Annotated in this window: 21 protein-coding genes and 1 pseudogene; 12 read left to right on the top strand and 10 right to left on the bottom strand. The window is 72.7% G+C overall.

Going from position 1 to position 20,890, the window contains the following annotated elements:
- Positions 1-2: 2 nt before the first annotated feature.
- From QWJ13_RS01960 to QWJ13_RS01950, 3 genes are all read left to right on the top strand, one after another.
- Positions 3-971, top strand: coding sequence for an AraC-like ligand-binding domain-containing protein (locus tag QWJ13_RS01960; protein WP_316520069.1), 969 nt, complete (start codon positions 3-5; stop codon positions 969-971).
- A 183-nt stretch (positions 972-1,154) separates the two neighbouring features.
- The gene (locus QWJ13_RS01955; RefSeq protein WP_316520068.1) at positions 1,155-2,168 is read left to right on the top strand and encodes an alpha/beta hydrolase; all 1,014 of its coding nucleotides are present in this window, start codon (positions 1,155-1,157) and stop codon (positions 2,166-2,168) included.
- 115 nt (positions 2,169-2,283) lie between these two features.
- Positions 2,284-3,330, top strand: a complete 1,047-nt coding sequence (locus QWJ13_RS01950) for an AraC-like ligand-binding domain-containing protein (protein WP_316520067.1) — start codon at positions 2,284-2,286, stop codon at positions 3,328-3,330.
- A 7-nt stretch (positions 3,331-3,337) separates the two neighbouring features.
- On the opposite strand, the gene QWJ13_RS01945 is transcribed toward QWJ13_RS01950, so the two are convergent.
- The 3 genes from QWJ13_RS01945 to QWJ13_RS01935 form a co-directional block, all read right to left on the bottom strand.
- Positions 3,338-4,174 (bottom strand): alpha/beta fold hydrolase, encoded by an 837-nt coding sequence (locus QWJ13_RS01945; protein WP_316520066.1) that lies wholly within the window; start codon positions 4,172-4,174, stop codon positions 3,338-3,340.
- Between the two features lie 138 nt (positions 4,175-4,312).
- A complete protein-coding gene (locus QWJ13_RS01940) occupies positions 4,313-5,275 on the bottom strand; it encodes a hypothetical protein (RefSeq protein ID WP_316520065.1) in 963 nt (320 codons plus the stop codon).
- Between the two features lie 154 nt (positions 5,276-5,429).
- Positions 5,430-5,615 carry a helix-turn-helix domain-containing protein gene (locus tag QWJ13_RS01935; RefSeq protein ID WP_432277411.1) on the bottom strand — a complete coding sequence of 62 codons (186 nt, stop codon included), beginning with the start codon at positions 5,613-5,615 and terminating at the stop codon, positions 5,430-5,432.
- 38 nt (positions 5,616-5,653) lie between these two features.
- Here QWJ13_RS01935 and QWJ13_RS34280 point away from each other — a divergent pair.
- Positions 5,654-5,752: pseudogene (locus QWJ13_RS34280) on the top strand (alpha/beta hydrolase fold domain-containing protein); the annotation flags it as partial.
- 60 nt (positions 5,753-5,812) lie between these two features.
- Here the strand turns inward: QWJ13_RS34280 and QWJ13_RS34275 are convergent.
- A complete protein-coding gene (locus tag QWJ13_RS34275; RefSeq protein WP_349256124.1) occupies positions 5,813-6,199 on the bottom strand; it encodes a hypothetical protein in 387 nt (128 codons plus the stop codon).
- Between the two features lie 285 nt (positions 6,200-6,484).
- Between QWJ13_RS34275 and QWJ13_RS01925 the strand changes: the two genes are divergently transcribed.
- Both QWJ13_RS01925 and QWJ13_RS01920 read left to right on the top strand, forming a co-directional pair.
- Positions 6,485-7,354, top strand: a complete 870-nt coding sequence (locus QWJ13_RS01925; RefSeq protein WP_316520064.1) for a helix-turn-helix domain-containing protein — start codon at positions 6,485-6,487, stop codon at positions 7,352-7,354.
- Positions 7,355-7,406: 52 nt separating this feature from the next.
- Positions 7,407-8,123, top strand: coding sequence for an alpha/beta fold hydrolase (locus tag QWJ13_RS01920; RefSeq protein WP_316520063.1), 717 nt, complete (start codon positions 7,407-7,409; stop codon positions 8,121-8,123).
- Positions 8,124-8,174: 51 nt separating this feature from the next.
- Here the strand turns inward: QWJ13_RS01920 and QWJ13_RS01915 are convergent, their stop codons facing one another.
- Together QWJ13_RS01915 and QWJ13_RS01910 are read right to left on the bottom strand one after the other, a co-directional pair.
- Complete coding sequence (locus QWJ13_RS01915) at positions 8,175-9,107, bottom strand: VOC family protein (protein ID WP_316520062.1); 933 nt, start codon at positions 9,105-9,107, stop codon at positions 8,175-8,177.
- A gap of 260 nt (positions 9,108-9,367) precedes the next feature.
- Positions 9,368-10,204 carry an alpha/beta fold hydrolase gene (locus QWJ13_RS01910; protein ID WP_316520061.1) on the bottom strand — a complete coding sequence of 279 codons (837 nt, stop codon included), beginning with the start codon at positions 10,202-10,204 and terminating at the stop codon, positions 9,368-9,370.
- A 258-nt stretch (positions 10,205-10,462) separates the two neighbouring features.
- On the opposite strand from QWJ13_RS01910, the gene QWJ13_RS01905 reads away from it, so the two are divergent.
- Positions 10,463-11,020, top strand: a complete 558-nt coding sequence (locus QWJ13_RS01905; RefSeq protein WP_316520060.1) for a Dps family protein — start codon at positions 10,463-10,465, stop codon at positions 11,018-11,020.
- A 109-nt stretch (positions 11,021-11,129) separates the two neighbouring features.
- A complete protein-coding gene (locus tag QWJ13_RS01900) occupies positions 11,130-11,585 on the top strand; it encodes an SsgA family sporulation/cell division regulator (RefSeq protein ID WP_316520059.1) in 456 nt (151 codons plus the stop codon).
- A gap of 150 nt (positions 11,586-11,735) precedes the next feature.
- Here QWJ13_RS01900 and QWJ13_RS01895 read toward each other — a convergent pair whose 3' ends face one another.
- The gene (locus QWJ13_RS01895; protein WP_316520058.1) at positions 11,736-12,218 is read right to left on the bottom strand and encodes a DoxX family protein; all 483 of its coding nucleotides are present in this window, start codon (positions 12,216-12,218) and stop codon (positions 11,736-11,738) included.
- Positions 12,219-12,247: 29 nt separating this feature from the next.
- Entirely contained in the window at positions 12,248-12,910 is a 663-nt protein-coding gene (locus QWJ13_RS01890; RefSeq protein WP_316520057.1) for a hydrolase, read from the bottom strand.
- 306 nt (positions 12,911-13,216) lie between these two features.
- Between QWJ13_RS01890 and QWJ13_RS01885 the strand changes: the two genes are divergently transcribed.
- The gene (locus QWJ13_RS01885) at positions 13,217-15,097 is read left to right on the top strand and encodes an amidohydrolase (protein WP_316521600.1); all 1,881 of its coding nucleotides are present in this window, start codon (positions 13,217-13,219) and stop codon (positions 15,095-15,097) included.
- Positions 15,098-15,175: 78 nt separating this feature from the next.
- Positions 15,176-15,865, top strand: coding sequence for a YoaK family protein (locus tag QWJ13_RS01880; protein WP_432277410.1), 690 nt, complete (start codon positions 15,176-15,178; stop codon positions 15,863-15,865).
- A gap of 111 nt (positions 15,866-15,976) precedes the next feature.
- Here the strand turns inward: QWJ13_RS01880 and QWJ13_RS01875 are convergent, their stop codons facing one another.
- Both QWJ13_RS01875 and QWJ13_RS01870 read right to left on the bottom strand, forming a co-directional pair.
- Entirely contained in the window at positions 15,977-16,846 is an 870-nt protein-coding gene (locus tag QWJ13_RS01875) for a LysR family transcriptional regulator (RefSeq protein ID WP_316520056.1), read from the bottom strand.
- 30 nt (positions 16,847-16,876) lie between these two features.
- Positions 16,877-18,112, bottom strand: coding sequence for an MFS transporter (locus QWJ13_RS01870; protein WP_316520055.1), 1,236 nt, complete (start codon positions 18,110-18,112; stop codon positions 16,877-16,879).
- Between the two features lie 327 nt (positions 18,113-18,439).
- Here QWJ13_RS01870 and QWJ13_RS01865 point away from each other — a divergent pair, with 327 nt between their 5' ends.
- On the top strand, positions 18,440-19,939 hold the full coding sequence (locus QWJ13_RS01865; protein ID WP_316520054.1) for an exo-alpha-sialidase: 1,500 nt from the start codon (positions 18,440-18,442) through the stop codon (positions 19,937-19,939).
- A gap of 235 nt (positions 19,940-20,174) precedes the next feature.
- A complete protein-coding gene (locus tag QWJ13_RS01860; RefSeq protein WP_316520053.1) occupies positions 20,175-20,603 on the top strand; it encodes an Ohr family peroxiredoxin in 429 nt (142 codons plus the stop codon).
- Positions 20,604-20,890: the final 287 nt, after the last annotated feature.

The raw sequence follows: 20,890 nt of genomic DNA, 5'->3' as shown, positions 1-20,890 counted from the left end.
CGATGAACAGCGAGAAGATGACGACCTCGGCCCCGGCCGGCGACACCGCGGCCTCCTGGAGCGAGGAGATCTCCCGCACCTCCGTGCCGGTCGAGGTGCGCCCGCTCGACGGGCGACCGCTCGAAGGAAGCCTGGTGTCGAGCCGGCTCGGATACGTCCGGATCTCGACCCTGGAGGCGGACGCGGCGCGGATGTCCCGGACCGCGGGCCTGATCGCCCGGACCTCACAGGCCGAACCGCAGGTCGGCGTCGGAGTGCAGGTCTCGGGCCGGGCCGTGCTGGTGCAGGACGGGCACCGGGCGGAGGCGGCGGAAGGCGGGCTCATCCTGTACGACACCGCGCGGCCGTACTCCGTCGACTACCCCGAGCCCTTCCGCACCCACCTGTTCCACCTGCCGCGCCGGCTGCTCGGCGTGCCGGAGCGCGAACTGCGGCGCGCGGCGGGGACGGCCGTCACCTCGGCCGAGGGCTTCGGCTCCGTCCTGATGCCCTTCCTCGCGGACCTCGCCGAGTCCGCCCACTCCTACTCCCCGCCGGTCGGCGACCGGCTGGCCGGCAGCGTCGCCGACCTGGTGGGCACCCTCGTCGCCCAACTGGCCGCCGAACGGCCCACCGCGGGGCCGCGCCCCGCGAACGACCACCTGCTGCGGCGGATCCGGGAGCACATCGACGGCCACCTGTGCGATCCGGACCTGTCGCCCGAGACGATCGCCCAGGCCCACCACGTCTCGGTGCGGTACCTGCACCGGCTGTTCGAGAGCGAGGAGTCGACGGTGGGCCGGCTCATCCAGCAGCGCCGACTGGACGCCTGCGCCCGCGAGTTGGCCCGCCGCGGCCACAGCGCGCCGTCGGTGTCGGCGGTCGCCCAGCGGTGGGGGTTCGTCAACCCGGCGCACTTCAGCCGGGCCTTCCGGGCCGCCTACGGGATTCCGCCGCGCGAGTGGCGCGCGCTGTGGACCGACACCGGCTGACGAGTCGCTTACCCTGGAAGGAGATCCGTGCACGATCAGGCCAGTGTGGCCGGTTGCCCGGCAGTACCGTCGGGTGGCGCGGGCGAGGCCTCGAAGGGCTGACCTTCCGCCGGGCGCGGACCGAGCCCGTGTCAGGGCAGGCGTCGCTTGCCGCGCCATTCCGATCAGGCCAGGAGCGATGAGTTGTCCGAACCCACACCCCAGCCCGACCGGCGCCCGGTGCTCGACCGGGCGCTCCAGGAGTTCCTGGACGCCGGAGCGGGCCGGTCCGCGACGGAACTGCCGGACCTCTCCTTCCTCGCCGACTCCCTCCCCGACACCTTCACCAGCGAAGAACCGGCCCGCGACGGGTACGAGGACCCGGACGACCCCTGCGGCGTCACCTCGGAGTGGCTCGCGCTGCCCTGCGGGCCGACCGAGCGGGTGCACATCCAGGTCACCAGACCCGTCGGCACCGCCGAACCCAGCCCGGTGGTGCTGTTCCTGCCCGGCCTCGGCTGGTCGCTCGGCGACGCCGACTGCTACGCCCGGCTGATCCGGGAGTTCGCGCTGGGCACCGACGCCGCCGTGGTGTACGTGGAGTACGCCCGGGCACCCGGGGCGCGCTACCCGGTGGCCGTCGAGCAGTGCCACGCCGTGGCCCGCTGGATCCACGAGAACGGCCACCAGATCGGCCTGGCGGGGGAGCGGATCGCCGTCGTCGGGGACTCCGCGGGGGCCAACCTGGCGGCGGCGCTGACCCTGCTGGCCGGGGAGCGCGGTGACGTGCCGCTGGCGCACCAGGTGCTGCTGTACCCCGTCACCGACGCCGACTTCGACACCACCTCGTACCACCGCTTCGCCACCGGGTACTTCCTGCACCGCGAGCACATGCGCAAGTTCTGGGACGACTACCTGCCCGAGCCGAACCGCCGAACGGAGGCGACGGCCGCGCCGCTGCGCGCCTCCCTGGAGCAACTCGCCGGACTGCCGCCGGCCCTGGTGGTCACCGCCGAGGCCGACGTCCTGCGGGACGAGGGCGAGGCGTACGCGGCCAAGCTCCGCGCGGCCGGGGTCCCGGTGGTGTCGACCCGCTACCAGGGGGTGATGCACGGCTTCCTGCTGGTCGGTGAACTCCACCCCACCGGCACCACCCGGGCCGCGCTGATCCAGATCGTCGACACGGTGCACATGGCGCTGCACCGCCGGCCCTGGTGAGGGCTCGCCGAGATCGGGGCAGAACGACTTCCTCCTGCTGTTCTTCCTGGTCCCGGGCGGTGGCCCGGGGTGTGATGGAGCGGTCCGGTGTCCGTTCGCCGCCCGAGGAACGCTCTTGTCCGTCATCTTCGACACCGCCGCCGTCGCGCTTCCCGACCGTGCCGCCTACTGGCGCGAGGCGGTGTGCCGCACCTTCGTCCCGCTGGACGTGGCCCTGCTCGAACGCTCGCCCGCTCCCGCGACGATCACCAGCCACCGCCTGGGCGCCGTACAGGTCTCCCTGGTGCAGGCCGGTCCGCAGCGGATCGTCCGCAGCGAGAACCTGATCGCCCGCGGCGGGAAGGACCGGCTCACGCTGGCGCTCCAGCGCCGCGGAACGGCCCGGCTGGTCCAGGACGGCCGCCGGGTCGACCTGCGCCCGGGCACCTTCGCGATCACCGACGCCGGACGGCCGTTCGCCAAGGAACAGGGCGAGGCCTTCGCCCTCACCGCCTTCCACTGGCCGCGCTCGGCGGTGGGCGTCTGCGACGAGGACCTGCGGCTGCTCACCGCGCGGGCCTTCGACACCCGGGGCGGCACCGCCGCGCTGGTGGCGGCCTACCTGGAGCGGCTGTCCGGGACGGTCGGTTCGCTGGATCCGCGGATCGCCGGCCGGCTCGCCACCACCGCCCTGGACCTGCTGGCGGTGCTCGCCCAGGAGCAGCGCGGCGGGTCGGTCCCCACCGCGCCCGAGGCGGCCCTCGCCACCCTGGTGCGGGTGAAGGACTACATCCTGTGCCACCTGGGCGAGCCGGGCCTCTCGCCGGAGCGGATCGCGGCCGCCCACTACGTGTCGGTGCGGTACCTGCACAAGCTCTTCCGCTTCGAGGGGGTGACGGTGTCGCGCTGGATCCAGGCGCAGCGGCTGGACATGTGCCGGCGGGACCTGGCCTGCCCGGCGGCCGAGCGGACGACGGTGGCGGCGGTCGCCGGGCGCTGGGGGTTCGTCAGCGCCAGCCACTTCAGCCGGGTGTTCCGGGCCGCGTACGGGATCTCCCCGCGCGAGTGGCAGGCGAGCAGGAACGGCGGGTCGGGGCCCGACCCGGTGGTGGTGCACCTGAGCTCCAGGGACTGCGGGCCCTGGGGCGAAGCCCGGCCGCCGGGAGGCGACGTGGCGGCGTGAGACCGGGCTACCTCGCGAGAAAGGCGAGCAGCGCGGCGTTGACCTCCTCGGCGTGGGTCCACAGCAGGCCGTGCGGGGCGCCGTCGATCTCGATGTACTCGGCGGCGGGCAGTTCCTTGTGGAACGGGCGCGCGGTGCTCTCCACGGGCAGGATGCGGTCGCCGGTGCCGTGCAGGATCAGGGCCGGCATGTCGATCCGGGTGATGTCGCCGCGGAAGTCGGTGTACCAGGTGGTCGGCACGGCCGAGGCGGCGAAGGCACCGCCGGCCGCGGCGATGTCGTAGCTGTGCCGCAGGGCGTCCTCGCTGATCCGGGTGCCGAGGTTCTCGTCCAGGTTGTAGAAGTCGTAGAAGAAGGCGGTGTGGTAGGCGTACCGGTCGTCCTTCACGGCCTCGACGATGCCGCCGAAGAACTCCTGCGGGGCGACGCCGTCCGGGTTGCCGGGCGTCTTGAGCAGGTACGGCTCCAGACAGGAGAGGAAGACGACCTTGTCGATCCTGGCCGGGCCGTAGGAGGAGACGTAGCGGGCTACTTCGCCGGTGCCCATCGAGAAGCCGACCAGCACGATGTCCCGCAGGTCGAGGGTCTCCAGCAGCACGTTCAGGTCGGCGGCGAAGGTGTCGAAGTCGTAGCCGGTGACCGGTCGGGACGACCGGCCGAAGCCGCGCCGGTCGTAGCTGACGACCCGGTACCCGGCGTCCAGCAGCGCGGCCTCCTGGCGCTCCCAGCAGCGGCCGTCCAGTGGGAAGCCGTGGATCAGGACGACCGGCCGGCCCGTGCCGCGGTCCTGGTAGTGGAGGTCGACGGAGGCGGAGTTCTTCCGGTCGACGGTGATGAACGGCATGGGGTCTTACCTGTCTTTCGGGCCGCACGGGTTGTGACAGACCCTAGGGCCGACCGCCGTCACCGATCGCCCGTGAGCGCACCCGGTGTCGACCGAGAGCGCTCTGTGCGGGCCTCGCGGCGGCCGGCCCTTCGCGCGCTAGTCGTTTCCGAGCAGGCGGGCGGTGAGCAGGTTCGGGTCCTGCTGGGTCAGGTAGGCGGCGTCGGAGATCCAGACCCGGTCGCCCCGGATGGCGACGGAGGTGGGGCTCTGGAGCCCGTCGGCCTGGTCCAGCACGATGGTGTGGGTGCCGTTGTCGGCGATCAGGGCGACCTGGTTGGCGGCGTAGAGGGCGGCCAGGACCTGGTTGCCGCGGCCGGTGAAGGCGAAGTCGTCGATGCCGGTCAGGCCGGTGGCGGCGGTCCGGGTCGGGCCGGCGGTGCCGTCGGCCCGGAGCGGGATGCGCAGCAGGGTGCCGTTGTCGACGTTGCTGACCCAGACGGCCCTGTCGTGGACCTTGATGCCGTTGGCGCCCATGAAGCCGTTGGGCCGCAGTTCGGTGCCGGTCGCCCACCGGACGGCGGTGCCGCCGGTGGCGGGGACGCGCCAGACGGTGCCGAGGGCGGAGTCGGCGGCGTACAGGTATCCGGTGCGCTCGTCGCGGGCGAGGCCGTTGAGCAGGGCGTCGGCGGGCAGGGCGGCGATGCGCCTGGGGGTGCCGCCGGGGGCGAGCTTCCAAATGCCGGTGAGGTCGGCGTCCCCGGTCGAGTAGGCGAAGTAGAGGGCGCCGCTGTCGTCGCACACGATGCCGCCGAGGAACGGGGCCTCCACGACCGGGGTGGTCGCGCCCGCCGCCGGGACGGGCAGGGTGGCGATGACGCGGACGGCGCCGTGGCGGTCGATCCGCCCGATCTGGCGGGAGGTGGCGAAGGTGACGGCGACGTCGCCGTTCGGCAGCAGGGTGAGGTTCTCCGGCTGGCGGCCCTGGGCGAGGTCGAGGTGCGCGACTATGCGGGGGGAGGCCAGCGGGAGGGTCGCGGCCTGGGCGGGAGCGGTGAGGGCGCCCGCCGCCACCGCGGCGAGGGCCACCGCGGAGGCCTGGATCAGGGTCGAGATGCGCATGGTGTCCTTTCTTCGGAGTGAAAGGCGAGTGGGGATCGGCCGGAGGGAACGATCCGGCGACACGCCACCCTGGAGACGCGCCACCGATCGTACGTGCGTTTCGGCGCGCGGACTCTTGTTCGATGGGAAGGCGCCGGTGTGACGCCGCGTCACCTCACTCCGAGAGGGCGTCCCGGAGCTGGGCCCGGGACTTGACCCCGAGCTTCGGGAAGATCTTGTGGAGGTGGTAGCCGACGGTGCGCGGCGAGAGGTAGAGCCGCGAGGCGATGTCCCGGTTGGTGAGCCCCTGGGCCGCCAACTCGGCGATCTGGAGCTCCTGCGGCGTCAGGTCGGCCTTCACCGCGGGCTCGGCGCCCGCGGGGACGGACCGCCAGCCCGCTGCGGGCCGGCCCCGACCTGCTCGCCGGGCTGCCGCCCGCGCTGATCGTCACCGCCGAGGCGGACGCCGCCCGGGACGAGGCCGAGGAGTACGCGACCCGGCTGCGCGCCGCGCGGGCCATCGCCGAACTGCTCGCGACCCTGGCCGAGGACCACGCCTCACGAACGGTCCCGGGCGAGCGGTCCGCCGTCCAACTGCTCTTCGAGCGCGTCGCCGCCTCCGTCGAGGACTCCCTCGGGGATCCCGACCTGTCGCCCCGGACGATCGCCGACCGGCACGGCATCTCCCTGCGCTACCTGCACCAGCTGTTCCGGAGCCAGGGCGACACGGTCGGCGGCTGGATCCGTCGCCGCCGGCTGGAGGCGGCGCGCCGGGAGCTGGCACGCCCCGGCGCGGCGCGCCGCGCGATCTCCGCCGTCGCCGCGCAGTGCGGAAACGTCGACGGTCTCGTGCCCGCCGAGGAGGAGCCGGGCCTGGAGCGTGAGGTCGGTGCTGTCCGCCTCCGGGTGGGGCTGGGGACCGGAGACGGAACGGTGTGTGGCCATGGAGGTCCTCCTGGGGGAGGTGGAGTCGCCCCTCACCTTAGGAACGCGGTCGCGACGAGGATGTTCCGACCGTGCATCGCCGCACGATGTTCCGCGCACCGGCGGGCGGGCCGTTGCTACAGAGCGATGAAGGTTCGGCGGGCAATCCCTACGTCGGTCGGTGGTCAACGGGGCGGGTGGGCGGCAAGAATCGTCACGACGAGCCGCTGCTCGTTCCCCCCAGCAATCGTGCACCACCCTTCGAACCGGTCGGAGCCTCCCGTGATCCCGTCGGGTCCCTCGCCCATGCCCGAAATCCTGCCCGAAATCCTGCCCGCAACCCTGCCCGAAACCGAGTACCGCCGGCTCGACCGGGCCGTCCGCGACGGCTGCATCGACGTCCTGGTCCCGCCGCCGGGGACCGACCCGGAGGACTGCCTCCACGTCGCGCTGCACGTCCGGGGCGCGGCCTCGGTGCGGCGCCACGGCGTCAGCGTGGTGCTCGCGCCGGGGGACCTGCTGATCGGCACCACCCCGCATCCGGCGGGCCTGCTGACGGACCTGGAGTGCCGGATGGTCCGGTTCCGGGTGCCCTGCTTCTACCTGGGCGTGCGTCAGGGAGACGTCCGGCGCACCGGCGGACTGCTGGCGCGCGGGAACGAGGGCGTCGGCTCGCTCGCCTCCCAGTTCCTGCGCACCCTCGCCACCCAGGCCCGGACGCACCGGCCGGGCAGCCGGCTCGCGCGCAGCGTCTCCGACCTGCTCGCCATCCTGGTGACCGAACTGCTGGACCAGGAGAGCCCGGAGCCGCCGGGCGGCTCGGCCGAGCTGCTGGCGCGGATCCGCGCGCACATCGAGGAGAGCCTCGCCGATCCGGACCTCTCGCCCGAGACGATCGCCCGCTCCCAGCACATCTCGGTGCGCTACCTGCACAAGCTGTTCCAGCAGGACGGGACGACGGTCGGCCAGTGGGTGCGCCGGCGCCGGCTGGAGGCGTGCCGCCGCGAGCTGGAGCGCCCCTCCCGCCGGCAGACCAGCGTCTCGGCCGTCGCGCACCGCTGGGGTTTCGTCAGCCACTCCCACTTCAGCCGGGCGTTCCGCGACGCCTTCGGGGTCTCGCCGCGCGAGTGGCAGGCCTGCGCCGCGCAGTCCGACGGCCGCAGCCGGGCCTGCTGACCGCCCCCGCCCCCTCCCACGACCGTCCATGCGCGCCACCCGAAAGACCGCCATGTCCTCCTCCAGACCCACCGTCGTGCTCGTCCACGACGGCTGTTCCGACGCGACCAGCTGGTTCGGCGTCATCGCCGAACTCCACCGCCGCGGCCTGACCGTCCTCGCCCTGGCGAACCCGCTGCGCGGACTGGCCCACGACGCCGCGTACCTGTCCTCGGTCCTCGCGGGCATCGAGGGCCAGGTCGTCCTGGTCGGCCACTCCTACGGCGGCGCGGTGATCACGGAGGCCGGCTCCGCCCCGAACGTGGTGGCGCTGGTCTACGTGGCCGCCTACCTGCCCGACGCGGGGGAGAGCCATGACGCGCTCGCCGGCCGCTTCGCGGCCTCGCCGCTCATCCCGCGGCTGCGGCGCACCGAGTTCGCCAACGGCCGTCCGACGGAGCTCACGGTGCCCGCGGAGTGCTTCCGGCCGTTCCTGGCCGCCGACCTCGACGAGGAGGTGGCCCAGGCCCTGTCCGCGCTCCAACGGCCGGTCGCCGAACGGGTGTTGAGTGACGTGCCGACGGTGGCCGCCTGGCGGAGCAAGCCCTCGTGGGCACTGGTGGCCGGTGCCGACCGGGCGCTGCCCCCGGCGATCCAGCGGTTCACGGCCTGGCGGGCCGGCGCCACCGTCCTCGAACTGGCCGACGCCTCCCACGCGGTGGCCGTCTCCCAGCCGGTCGCCGTCGCGGAGCTCATCCACGAGGTCGCCAGGTCGGTGACGTCGAAGTGACGTACGCCGACGGGCGGCCGGGCGGTGAGGAGCCCGGTCGCCCGATCGCCGTCAGCTGTTGCTGTGGACCTCGGCGATGTAGCCGCCGGGGAACTGCACCATCGCGGTGTCCCGGCCGCCCGCGCGGGTCGGGCCGGACAGCACCGTGGCGCCGGCGGCCTTCGCCTTGTCCAGGGTGGCGCCGAGGTCCGACACGCCGTAGCCGGTGAGCTCCTTGCCGTACGGGTAGGGCAGGTGGCCGTCCGTCACCGCGACCGTGGTGGTGCCGAACCCGGAAGTCAGGCGGATCAGCCGGTACGTGGTGCCGGGCAGGCCGATGGCGGCACCGTCGGCCTTGCGGTTGTCGGAGACGATCCGGCCCTGGGTGAAGGCGAGGTAGCTGTCCAGGAAGTCGCCGACCGAGTCCGGCGACAGGTACAGCCGGTTCTCCGGCACGCTGGCCAGCGCCGGGTACGAGGTCGGGCCGGTGTGCACGTACAGCTGGGCGCTGATCCCGCCGGGGAACTGGACGATGGCGTCCCGGCCGATCGGGTCGGCGAACGGCTTCACGGTGACGGTCGCGCCGTCGGCGCGGGCGGCGTCGACGGCCTTGTCGAGGTCGGTCACCAGCCAGCCGGTGCGCTCGGCGCCGAAGGGGTACGGGATGGGCGTGGTGTAGTCGAACACCGACAGGGTGCCGACCGGGGAGACGATCAGCTCGGACATCGTCCGGCTGGGCGTCGGGGTCACCTGGGTGGAGACCGGCCCGATCGTGGTGCCGCCGAAGGTGGACGTCCAGCTCTTGACGAAGGCCTGCTCGGTGCCCGGCTCGACGTAGACGTGGGTGGTGTCGTACTGCGGGCCGACGGCGAACTGGCCGTGCTTGGCGGGCTGTTGGCCCTGGGCGCCCTGGTTGCTCGGGGCGGCGGTGGCGGCGGTGGTCGCCGTCACGGCGGCGAGTGCCGCCACCAGCGGGACTATGCGGCGGGCCATGCGAAGCTTCACGGGGAACCTCCTGGTCGTGGGACGCGCCCGGCGTCCGTCGGAACGGACGCCGGGCGCGGGTCTGGGGTGGGGCTGGGTGGTCGGTACCGCCGTCGCCACTGGGCCAGGGGCGGCGACGGCGGCACCGACGTCTGTGCGGGCGATCGGCCGCGGTTCGGGTGCGGTCCTCCTGCGGCCGGCCGTCCGGGTCGCCCGGTGAGTCCGGGCTGCTTGGTGAGTCCGGGTTGCCTGGCGGGTCCGGGTTGCCTGGCGGGTCCGGGTTACTTGGCGAGGAAGGCCAGCAGCGCGGTGTTGACCTCCTCGGCGTGGGTCCAGAGCAGGCCGTGCGGCGCGCCCTCGATCTCGACGTAGTCGGCGGCCGGCAGCGCCTTGTGGAACGGGCGCGCGGTGTTGTCGACCGGCAGGGTGCGGTCGCCGGTGCCGTGCAGGATCAGGGCCGGAACGTCGATGCGGGCGATGTCGCCGCGGAAGTCCGTGTACCAGGTCGACGGCGCGGCCGAGGCGGCGAAGGCACCGCCGGAGGTGGCGACGTTCCAGCTGTTGCGGACGGCCTCCTCGCTGATCCGGGAGCCGAGGTTCTCGTCCAGGTTGTAGAAGTCGTTGAAGAAGTTCGTGTAGAAGGCGAACCGGTCGGCCTTCACGGCGGCGACGACGCCGTCGAAGAACTCCTTCGGCGCGGCGCCGTCCGGGTTGTCCTCGGTCTTCAGCAGGAACGGCTCCAGGGAGGCCAGGAAGGCGACCTTGGCGACGCGCTCGGTGCCGTAGGTGCCCACGTAGCGGGCGACCTCGCCGGTGCCCATCGAGAAGCCGACCAGCACGGCGTCGCGGACGTCGAGGGTCTCCAGCACGGTGTTCAGGTCCGCGGCGAAGGTGTCGTAGTCGTAGCCGGTGGTCGGCTGCGAGGACTGGCCGAAGCCGCGGCGGTCGTAGGTGATGACCCGGTAGCCGGCGTCCAGCAGCGCGGCCTCCTGACGCTCCCAGGAGGCGCCGTTCAGCGGGTAGCCGTGGATGAGGACGACCGGCTGGCCGGTGCCGTGGTCCTCGTAGTGGATCTCGATGGAGGCGGAGTTCTCCTGGCCGACGGTGATGAACGGCATGGTCTTTCCCTTTCCTTTCGGCAGCGGTGGGCTGCGACGGAGCAAACGCTACGACCGGCCGGCGGCGACCGATTGACTCTGAGAGCACCCCGTGTCGTCCGAGAGCGCTACGGGTGGGCCGTGCGGGTGATGGGTGCTCAACTCGGCTCACCGGTGCGCGGAACGACCGCAGTCAGTGCGTCGTCGGAACAGGCCCCGGGGCCTTCCGCTCCTAGCCTGGTGGCCGTAGCAAGCAGCCCCATGAAGCCCAGGAGCACCATGACCAGCCAGCAGCCGCGCCTGCACCAGCACGGACCCGAGATCCAGGAGTTCGGCACCGTCACCCAGCTGCCGATCGCCCTCTCCCACGATGCCCGGCAGTATTCGTGCCAGCGGCTCAACCGGGTCCTCGCGGACACCCAGTTCCTGTACTCGCTGTACAAGAAGTGCCACTGGGGCATGCGCGGGCCGACGGCCTACCAGCTGCACCTGCTGTTCGACAAGCACGCCCAGGAGCAGCTGGCGCTGATCGACGTGCTGGCCGAGCGGGTGCAGAGCCTCGGCGGCGTCGCCGTGGGCGACCCGCGGCACGCCGCGCAGATCACCGGCGTGCCGCGCCCGCCGGACGGCATCGAGAGCACCCGGTCGATGCTCTCGCGCCTGCTCGACGCGCACGAGGCGATCCTGACCGACGTCCGCGACGCCGCCAACCGTACGGCGGAGTTCGGCGACGACGGCACCCAGGACCTCCTGGTCTCCCAGATCATCCGCACCGGCGAGAACCAGGTCTGGTTCCTCGCCGAGCACCTGGTCGTCGCTCCCAGCACCGGGGAGTGACCGCGGGGCGGGGCCTGTTTCGTCGGCAGGCTCCGCCCCGCTCATCAGTGCCGGGCCCGTTCGTCGGCGGGCCCGGCACTTTGTCGTTCCACCGCCCTTGGAGGTACCCGTGCCCGGACGCGATCCGATTCCCGGCCCAGGCCCCGCGTCGGACGCGGACTCGGCCACGCCCGTACTGGACGCACAACTCAGCCTCGGGGGCGGCCGGTTCATCGACCTGCCGGTGCGCTTCGTGTACCGCGGCGAGGCGCCGTTCTCGGTGGTGATGGAGTTCCCCGGCTCGGACCCGGCGGTCGGCACCTGGGAGTTCTCCCGTGACCTGCTGTGGAAGGGCCTGCGCAGGCCGGCCGGGATGGGGGACGTGAGGATCTCGCCGCCGTGCCGCTGCCACGGCCGCGGCCGGCTGCGGATCACGCTCCGGGGGGACGACGGCACCGCAGCGATCGACGTTCCGGTCGAGCCGGTGCGCAGCTGGCTGCACGAGCAGAGCTTCGCCCTGGTGCCGCGCGGTGTCGAGTCCGAACTGATCGACTGGGACGCCGAGTTGATTCGACTGGTCGGCTGATGTCGTAGTACTTGAAGGGGGTAGCCCGCGGGCTGCCCCCTCTCGTCGTGCTGCCCGCGTGTCTCGTCGTGCTGCCCGCGGGCGAAACGGGCTCGGGCCCCCGGGTGGAGTAACCACCCAGGGGCCCGAGCCCGTTCGGCCGCGACCGGTTCAACTCCGGTGCAGTACTGCCCTGGTGACCAGGCCGCCGCCCACACCGGCGACCACGGCCGCCGGCAGGCACCAGAGAGGCCATTCGGCGAGGCCGAGGGCTGCGTCGACCGACCACTGTCCGGGGCCGGTGGCGGTGAGTGCCGCACCGATGACGATCAGGACGAACGGGAATTCGTACCCGTCGTGCTGCACCCACAGCCCGTGCGGCCACTTGACCGTCATGGCGACGGTCATCACTCCCATGACGCCCGCGCCGGCCAGCGGGGTGAGCAGACCGGCGGCCAGCATCAGCCCGGCTCCGAGTTGGGTGCCGCCGGCGGTGAGCGCGGTGAACTTGCCGCCGCGGAAGCCGTCGCCCCGGAACTCGGCGCTGCCGCCCTCCAGGCCAGCGCCGCCGAGGTGGAAGCTGATCTTCTGGACGCCGTGGCCCGCGATCAGCAGACCGGCGACCAGGCGCAGCAGGAGAAGGCCAGTGTTCATGTCGGACTCCGTCGGATCGAGGGGGTCCGTCAGCCGGCGGCGTGCGGGTTGATCATGGACTGGGCGTAGACCAGGCCCATGCCGTAGGCGCCGCCGTGCTCCTTGACGAGCTCGGTGACGGCGACGTAGGTCTCGGTGCGGGCCCAGTCGCGCTGGAGCTCCAGGAGGACCTGGATCCAGGTGACGGGGACGGCGCCGGCGGCGGTCATCCGCTGGAGGGCGTGCTCGTGGGCCAGCGGGCTGACGCCACCCGAGGCGTCGGCGACGACGTAGACCTCGTAGCCCTGGTCCAGCGCCGAGAGCGCCGGCAGGACGAGGCAGACCTCGGTCCACAGGCCGGAGAGGATGATCTTCTTACGGCCGGTGGCCTTGACGGCCTCGACCAGGGCCTCGTCCTCCCAGGCGTTCATCGAGGTGCGGTCGACGATCTCCTGGTCGGGGAAGACGGCCTTGAGCTGCGGCAGGATCGGGCCGGAGAAGGACTCGGCGGCCACGGTCGACAGCACGGTCGGCACGTTGAAGATCTTGGCGGCCTTGGCCAGGCCCTCGGTGGCGTTGATGATGGCGGTGCGGTCGCCACTGCCGGTGCCGAAGAACATCTGCGGCTGGTGGTCGACGAACAGCATCATCGCGTTGTCCGGGGTGAGCAGGTCCGGGCTCGGAGCGGCGTGGACGTTGGCGAAGTCAACCATCGTTCTTCTCTTTCCTTGGAAACGCAGTGAATTGATGAAGCGTCAGCCGCTCTGCCGGTTGCCCGGGGCGGCACATCAACGACGTTAGGCCCCGTCGCCGAGGGGTTCTGCTCGCTGCGTGCCCGGCACTGTTCCCACAACGCACCGCCGATCGGCGCCGGCCCGGCCGGGGCGTCAAGTGCGCTGCTGGGCAACTGGTGATGCGCTGCGAAGAACCTCGCCCCGCCGACGGCTGCCTACGGTCGCTGCGTGGCCTCCGCGCCGAACCACCGCCTCCGTTGAACGAAGGGACCTCCGTTGTCCACCATGCCCGTCGCCGGAATCCGCCCCGGCACCCCCGACCAGCCCGCCGACCTCGTCGTGCGCAACGCGAAGGTGTTCACCAACGACCCGCGCCGCCCGCAGGCCACCGCCGTGGCCATCCTGGACGGACGGATCCAGGCCGTCGGTGACGACGCGGACGTCGTCCCGCTGGTCGGCCCCGGCACCCGGGTGGTCGACGCGCTCGGCCGCCGGGCCATCCCCGGTCTCAACGACGCGCACCTGCACGTCATCCGCGGCGGCCTCAACTACGTGATGGAGCTGCGCTGGGACGGCGTCCCGACGCTGCGCGAGGCGCTGACCATGCTCCGGCGGCAGGCCGAGCGCACCCCGGCCGGCCAGTGGGTGCGGGTGGTCGGCGGCTGGTCGGCCGACCAGTTCGCCGAGCGCCGCCTGCCCACCCTGGCGGAGCTCAACGCGGCGGCCCCCGACACCCCGGTCTTCGTGCTGCACCTCTACCAGTCGGCGCTGCTCAACAAGGCCGCCCTGCGCGCCGCGGGCTTCACCAAGGACACCCCCGACCCGGTCGGCGGCCAGATCGTGCGAGGCCACGACGGCGAGCCGACCGGCCTGCTGATCGCCGCCCCCGGCGCCCTGCTGCTCTACTCCACCCTGGCCAAGGCGCCGATGCTGGACGAGGCCGACCGGATCGGCTCCACCCGGCACTTCCTGCGCGAGCTGAACCGCTTCGGCCTCACGTCCGCGATCGACGCCGCCGGCGGCTTCCAGGCCTTCCCCGAGAACTACGGCACCGTGATGGAGCTGGCCCGCCGCGGCGAGCTGAGCCTGCGCATCGCCTACCACCTGTTCCCGCAGACCGCCGGGCAGGAACTGGACGACCTCACCCGCTGGGTGAACACCGTGCGCCCCGGCGAGGGCGACGAGTGGCTGCGCCTCAACGGCGCGGGCGAGAACCTCACCTGGGCCGCCGCCGACTTCGAGAACTTCACCGAGCCGCGTCCGCAACTGGGCGGATACGAGACGGAGTTCGAGAAGGCCGTCCGACTGCTGATGGAGAACGGCTGGGGCTTCCGGCTGCACGCCACCTACGACGAGACGATCCGCCGCGACCTCGCCGTCTTCGAGAAGCTCGCCGCCGAGGGCCTCTTCCCGCAGGGCAACCGCTGGCTGTTCGACCACGCGGAGACCGTCAGCAAGGAGAGCCTCGACCGGATAGCCGCCCTGGGCGGCGCCGTCTCCGTGCAGAACCGCCTCTCCTTCCAGGGCGAGGCCTTCGTCAACCGCTACGGCGCCCCGGCCGCCGCCGAGGCCCCGCCGCTGCGCGCGATGCTGGACCGCGGCCTGACCGTCGCGGCGGGCACCGACGCCACCCGGGTCTCCTCCTACAACCCCTGGGTCGCCCTGCACTGGCTGGTCTCCGGCCGGGCCGTCTCCGGCCGCCGCCTGGCCGCCGAGCACAACCGGCTCGACCGCGCCCAGGCCCTGGAGCTCTACACCCTGGGCGGCGCCCGCCTCACCGGCGAGGAGGACGTCAAGGGCCGTCTGACGGTCGGCAGTTACGCGGACCTCGCGCTGCTCAGCGCCGACTACTTCACGGTGCCCGAGGCCGACATCCCGCACATCGAGGCCGTCCTCACCGTGGTCGGCGGGCGCATCGTCCACGCCGCCCAGGAGCACGAGGGCCTGGCGCCCGAGCTGCCCGAGGTGTCGCCGTCCTGGAGCCCGGTCACTGAGTTCGGCGGCTACCACGCCACCCCCGCCCCCAGCCTGGCCGCCGGCGTCCGCCAGGCCGAGGGCGTGCTGGAGGCCGTGGCGGCCTCCGGTGAGCAGCACGCCTGGCGTGCCGCCCGCGGTCTCGCGCTGCCGGGTCAGCCCCAGCTGCCGATGGACCCCTGCTTCTTCTGACGGATCGTCGATTCCGTCCGGGGGCACCGCCGATTCCAGGCGGTGCCCCCTCCTTCATTCCTCATACCAGGAGCCGTCGTGACCACGCCCACCACACCCGGACCCCAGATCCACGACCGCCACCCGCTCGCCCTGGCGCTCTTCGGCCTCACCCTGGTCAGCGGCCTGATCGACGCGGTGAGCTACCTCGGTCTCGGCCACGTCTTCACCGCGAACATGACCGGCAACGTCGTCGTCATCGCCTTCGCCCTCGCCGGGGCGCCCGGCTTCTCTGTCGTCGGCTCGCTGACCTCCCTCGCCGCCTTCCTGCTCGGCGCCCTCCTGGCCGGCCGCCTCGCCATCCGCCTGGTCGTCCGCAGCACCCCCTCCCGGCGGGCCGCCCAGCTGCGGACGGTCTTCGTCCTGGAGGTCGCGCTGTACGGGGTGGCCGCCGCCGTCGTCTTCGCCTGGGGTGCGGAGGGCACCGCGCAGTACGCGGTGATCGCGCTGCTCGCCCTGGCGATGGGCCTGCGCAACGGCACCGTCCGCGGCCTCGGCGTGCCGGACCTCACCACCACCGTGCTCACCCTGACCCTGACCGGTCTGGCCGCGGACTCCCGTCTGGCCGGCGGCACCGCTCCCCGTCAGCGCCGGAAGATCCTCTCGGTGGTCACCATGCTCGCCGGCGCCTTCCCCGGCGCGGTCCTGGTGCTGCACGGGCAGACCGCCTGGGCGCTGGTCCTCAGCGCGGCCCTGGCGGGCGTCACCGTCCTGCTCTACCGCGAGTGAGGCCGCGGGCCGCGCATCCGACGCCGAGACGGCGGGGACTCCCCTTCGGAAGTCCCCGCCGTCTCGGCGTTGCGGCCTTCCGTCTCCGCGTTCGGCCTTGCCGCCCCGCTCTCAGGTGATGTGCCGCAGCAGCGCGGCGACGGCCGGTGGCGGCTCGCCGGGCGGCCGGACCACCATCACCTTCCAGTGCGGGGCGTGGTGCTCGAAGCGGTACTGGGGCAGCTCGGGGAAGCGGTCCGCGATCGACCGGGGCATGATGCAGACGCCCAGGTCGTTGCGGACCAGTTCGGCCGCCGCGACGATGTCGTTCACCTCGAAGGTGGTGCTCCGGTCGACACCCGCGGCCCGGAAGGACCGGTCGACCGCGTGGCGGATGGCCCAGCCGGGCGGGAAGTCCACCAGGGGCAGTTCGGCGACGTCGGCGAGCCGGACCTCGCCGTCCGGGGTCGCCCCGACCAGCACCCGCCGGGAGGCCGCCACCAGCACCATGTCCTCCCGGGACAGCAGCCGGGTCGTGAGCCCGCGCTGCTGCTGACGGTCGAGCGCCACCACGGCCAGGTCCACCGTGCCCTCGCGCAGCGCCTGCCGGATGTCGGCGACGGCCGCCTGCCGCAACTGCACCACCACGCCCGGGTGTTCGGCGCGCAGCGCGGCCAGGGCGTGGTGGAGTCCGGCCCACACCCCCTGCATGGTGCCGACGGTGACCCGCCCGCAGAGCTTGCCCCGGACGGCGTTGACCGCCTCCCGGGCCAGCTCGGCGGAGCGGAGCGTCGCCCGGGCGGCGGGGACGAACGCCTCGCCGGCCCGGGTCAGGGAGACCCGGTGGGTGGTGCGGTCGAACAGCGGGGTGCCCAGCTCGCGTTCCAGGGCGCGGACGGTGCTGGAGACGGCGGACTGCACCACGTGCAGCCGCCGGGCCGCCGCCGTGAAGCCGCCGGTCTCGGCCACCGCGACCACGACCTCCATCTGCCGAAGATCCATCATCACTCCCGTCGAGCCGCGCTCCGTCCCTCAGGCCGCCGCGGCGGTGGTGGCCGCCTGACGGCCCTCGGTGGTCCAGTAGAGCAGGGCCAGCACCGGCAGCGCTGTGCCGAGGGCGGCGACGCCCGTCCAGCCCCAGGAGTGGTAGACGACGGAGCCGAGTTCGGATCCGGCGGCCCCGCCGATGAAGAACATGGCGATGAAGGCGCTGTTCAGACGGGCGCGGGCGGCCGGGTCGAGCTGGTAGACGGTGTGCTGGCCGAGGATCAGGGTGGCCTGCACGGCCATGTCGATCAGCACGGCGGCCAGGGCGAGCACGATGACGCTGCGGCCGCCGAACCCGGCGAGTGCGAAGGACACGGCGGCGACGGCGAAGGCGATGCCGGTCATCCGGCGGGTCAGCCCGTGGTCGGCCCAGTGCCCGGCGAACGGGGCGACGGCCGCTCCGGCCGCGCCGACGAGGGCGAACAGGCCGACGCCGACGGGGGAGTAGTGGAAGCCGGGGCCGGTCAGGACGTAGGAGACGGTGGTCCAGAAGGCGCTGAACGCCCCGAACATCGCCGCCTGGTAGAGACCGCGGCGCAGCAGCGCCGGGTGGGTGCGCACCAGTCGGACGGTCGAGCGCAGCACGTGGTGGTACGGGATGGTGGTGGTCGGCGCGTGCGCGGGCAGGGCGGCGCGCAGCAGCACACCGAGCACGGCCATCAGCACGGCGGAGCCGAGGAAGACGGTGCGCCAGCCGGCCAGGTCGGACACCAGGCTGCTCAGGGTGCGGGAGAGCAGGATGCCGGTGAGCAGCCCGCTCATCACCCGGCCCACGATGCGCCCGCGGGCGTGGTCGGGGGCGAGGCTGGCGGCGAACGGCACCAGGATCTGGGCGACGACCGAGGTGGCGCCGCTGACCAGGGAGGCGATCAGCAGCATCGGGAAGCTGGTGGCGAACCCGGCCGCGAGCAGGGCGAGGGTGGTGACCGTCAGCAGCGCGCTGATCAGGTTGCGCTTCTCCAGCCGGTCGCCGAGCGGCACCAGGAACAGCATGCCGATCACATAGCCGACCTGGGTGAGGGTGATCAACGCCCCGGTGGCGGCCGTACTGGTGTGGAACACCTCGCTCAGCGAGGACAGCAGCGGCTGGGCGTAGTACAGGTTGGCGACCGTCATCCCGGATGCCACGGCCAGCAGGGCGATCAGCCACCCCGGAACCCCGTGCGGGGCCGAGGCGTTCGTGGACCGGCGCGAGTTCCGGACGTCGGGTGATGCGGACATGGGGCACCTTCTCGAAGCAGCGCACCGGTCTTCACCGGCACGGACGAACGGTCTGCGGCAGCCTCTTCCCTGCCGCCACGCACATCATCAGCGCCGGCCGGCCCTCTCCGCTTCCCCCTTGGGGGAGATGCTTCGGAATGTCAGTCATCTCATTCGGAGATAACCGTGCGAGGCGCTCGAATGCCCGTTTCACGGGAGTCGGTCGCACACCTTGTGTGATGGCGTGACCGGGGTCACACTCCGATTTGCGACCACGCGCGCACTGCTGCGTGAACGTCCTTCATCCCTCACCTGTCGGGCGGTGCCCGGCTGTCGAAAGGATGTTCAGTGTCACGCTCCCTTCTGCGTACAGGGCGGATCGCCGCGCTCGCGGCACTGCTCGCCACTCTGCCGGGCTTGTGGCTCGGGGCCGCTCCGGCGGGTGCGGCCGTCTTCGATCCGACCGCCTCCGGGCCGGGGCTGGTCCGGGTGAGTACCGATCCGTTCAGCAATCCCGACGGTCAGCACGCCACGGAGGTGGAGCCCGACACCTTCGCGTACGGCGGGACGGTCGTGTCCTCGGCCCAGGTCGGGCGGTATGTCGACGGTGGCGCGACCGGGCTCGGTTGGAGCACCTCCCGGGACGGGGGCTTCAGCTGGCAGCACGGGATGCTGCCGGGCATCACCACCCATCAGGGCGGCGGGAGTTGGGCCAGGGCCTCGGATCCCGCGGTGGCCTATGACGCCAGGCACGGCACCTGGATGATCGCCGGGCTGGTCATCGACGCGGTGGTCAACGGTGGTGCCGGTGTGACGGTCAGCCGCTCCGCCGACGGGGTGGGCTGGCGAGGCCCGGTGCGGGCGGTCGGCTTCGACGGCCAGGCGTACGACAAGGAGTGGATCGTCTGCGACAACTCGACCGCCAGCCCGTACTTCGGCACCTGCTACATCGAGGTGGACATCCCCTCCTCCGACAACCGGATCATCATGTCCGCCTCGCGGGACGGCGGCAGCACCTGGTCCGCTCCGGTGGGGCCGTCCGGTGACAACCTGGGCCTCGGCGGGCAGCCGCTGGTGCAGCCGAACGGTACGGTCGTGGTCCCCTACTCGGCCGACGCCGAAGCGATCCGTTCCTTCAACTCCACTGACGGGGGCGGCTCCTGGAGCTCGACGGTGCCGGTCGCCGATGTCGTGGCCCATGAGGTCGCGGGTGGCTTCCGCGGCGGCGAGGGCATGCCCTCGGCCGAGATCGACGCGAGCGGCAGGGTGTACGTCGCCTGGCAGGACTGCCGCTTCCGCTCCGGCTGCCCGGCCAACGACATCGTCTACTCGACGTCGATCGACGGCATCACCTGGTCCGCCGTGACCAGGGTGCCGATCGACCCCACCACCAGCGGCGTCGACCACTTCCTCCCCGGCCTCGGCGTGGACCCCGCCACCTCCGGCTCCAGCGCCAAGCTCGGGCTGTACTACTACTTCTATCCGAGGGCCAACTGCACGGCGGACACGTGCCAGTTGGCGGTCGGCTTCATCTCCTCCGGCAACGGTGGCGCCACCTGGAGCACGTCGCAGTCCGTGGCCGGCCCGATGTCGTTGTCCTGGATCGCCGCCACGCTGGGCGGCAGCATGGTCGGCGACTACCTCTCCGCCTCCGTCGTCGACGGCCTGGCGGTGGCGGTCTTCGCGGTCGGCAAGGCGCCGGCCGGCGGTCAGGCCTTCGACGAGGCGATGTACGCCGTCGCGGGCGGCCTTCCGGTCCGCGCCGGCAGCACTCCGTCCAGCACCGGTCCGGTCGCCTTCGCCGTATCCGACCGGGAGCGGAACCCGTCACCGTTGACCCGGCACTGACTCACCGTGAGCCACTCGGCCCGTCCTCCCGCATCGGCGGCGAGGGCGGGCCGGTTCGCGTCGTGCGACGTGACGGGGCGTCACGCCAGGAAGTTGCGTCACTGGCTTGACTGGTGACGCCAAAGATTGCCATCATTGCATCACCGCCTCAACCGGTGATTCGAGCAGGGGCTTCTGCACACATCGCCGGTTGGGCGGGGGACAGTCCACTCGACCCAGATGGGGAGCGCCAGTCATGGCAGTCAGCTACACCGCCGTTGTCGACGTCAACGGCGAGGGCCGCAACGGCGGTCGGGTCCGTTCCTCCGACGGCCTGCTGGAGACCGGTCTCGCCTACCCGAAGGAGCTCGGCGGCGCCGGCACCGCGACCAACCCGGAGCAGCTCCTCGCGGCCGGCTGGGCCGCCTGCTTCCTCGGCGCCATCCGCCGGGCGGCCGTCGACCGCAAGATCCGGCTGACCAGCACCGACATCACCGCCGAGATCACCCTGACCCACGGCGACGACGACGAGTTCTCGCTCTCCGCCGTCCTGCGCCCCGTGCTCGGCGGCGTGGACCAGGCCGCCGCGGACGAGCTGGCGCGGGCCGCGCACCAGATCTGCCCGTACTCCAAGGCCACCCGCGGCAACATCCCGGTCGTCATCGAGGCCGGCGTCGCCGCCTGACCCACCCACAGACGGCGGGTCCCGTGTGATCTGCCCCCGTTCGCGCGGGGCCCGTCTCCCTCCGAAGCGCCCGCTGACGCACCCGCCGACACACCCGCACCACCGCCGACACACCTGCGCACCGCCGACCGGAGGGTGAGGAACGGGCATGGCCCCCTCGACGCACACGTATCCACGGCAGCCGGGCAGCTCCGTCACTCCCCTGACCGGTGCCTGACCACGTCCGAGAGGCGGCGGCCCCGGAGTGCGGGAGCTCCGGGGGAGCGGCCGTGGCCGGATGGTGCCCA

The organism is Kitasatospora brasiliensis (assembly GCF_032654805.1).
In the GTDB taxonomy this organism is placed as follows: Bacteria; Actinomycetota; Actinomycetes; order Streptomycetales; family Streptomycetaceae; genus Kitasatospora; species Kitasatospora brasiliensis.
The sequence above is the reverse complement of the archived record's forward strand: the minus strand, read 5'-3'. Positions and strand labels throughout refer to the sequence as shown.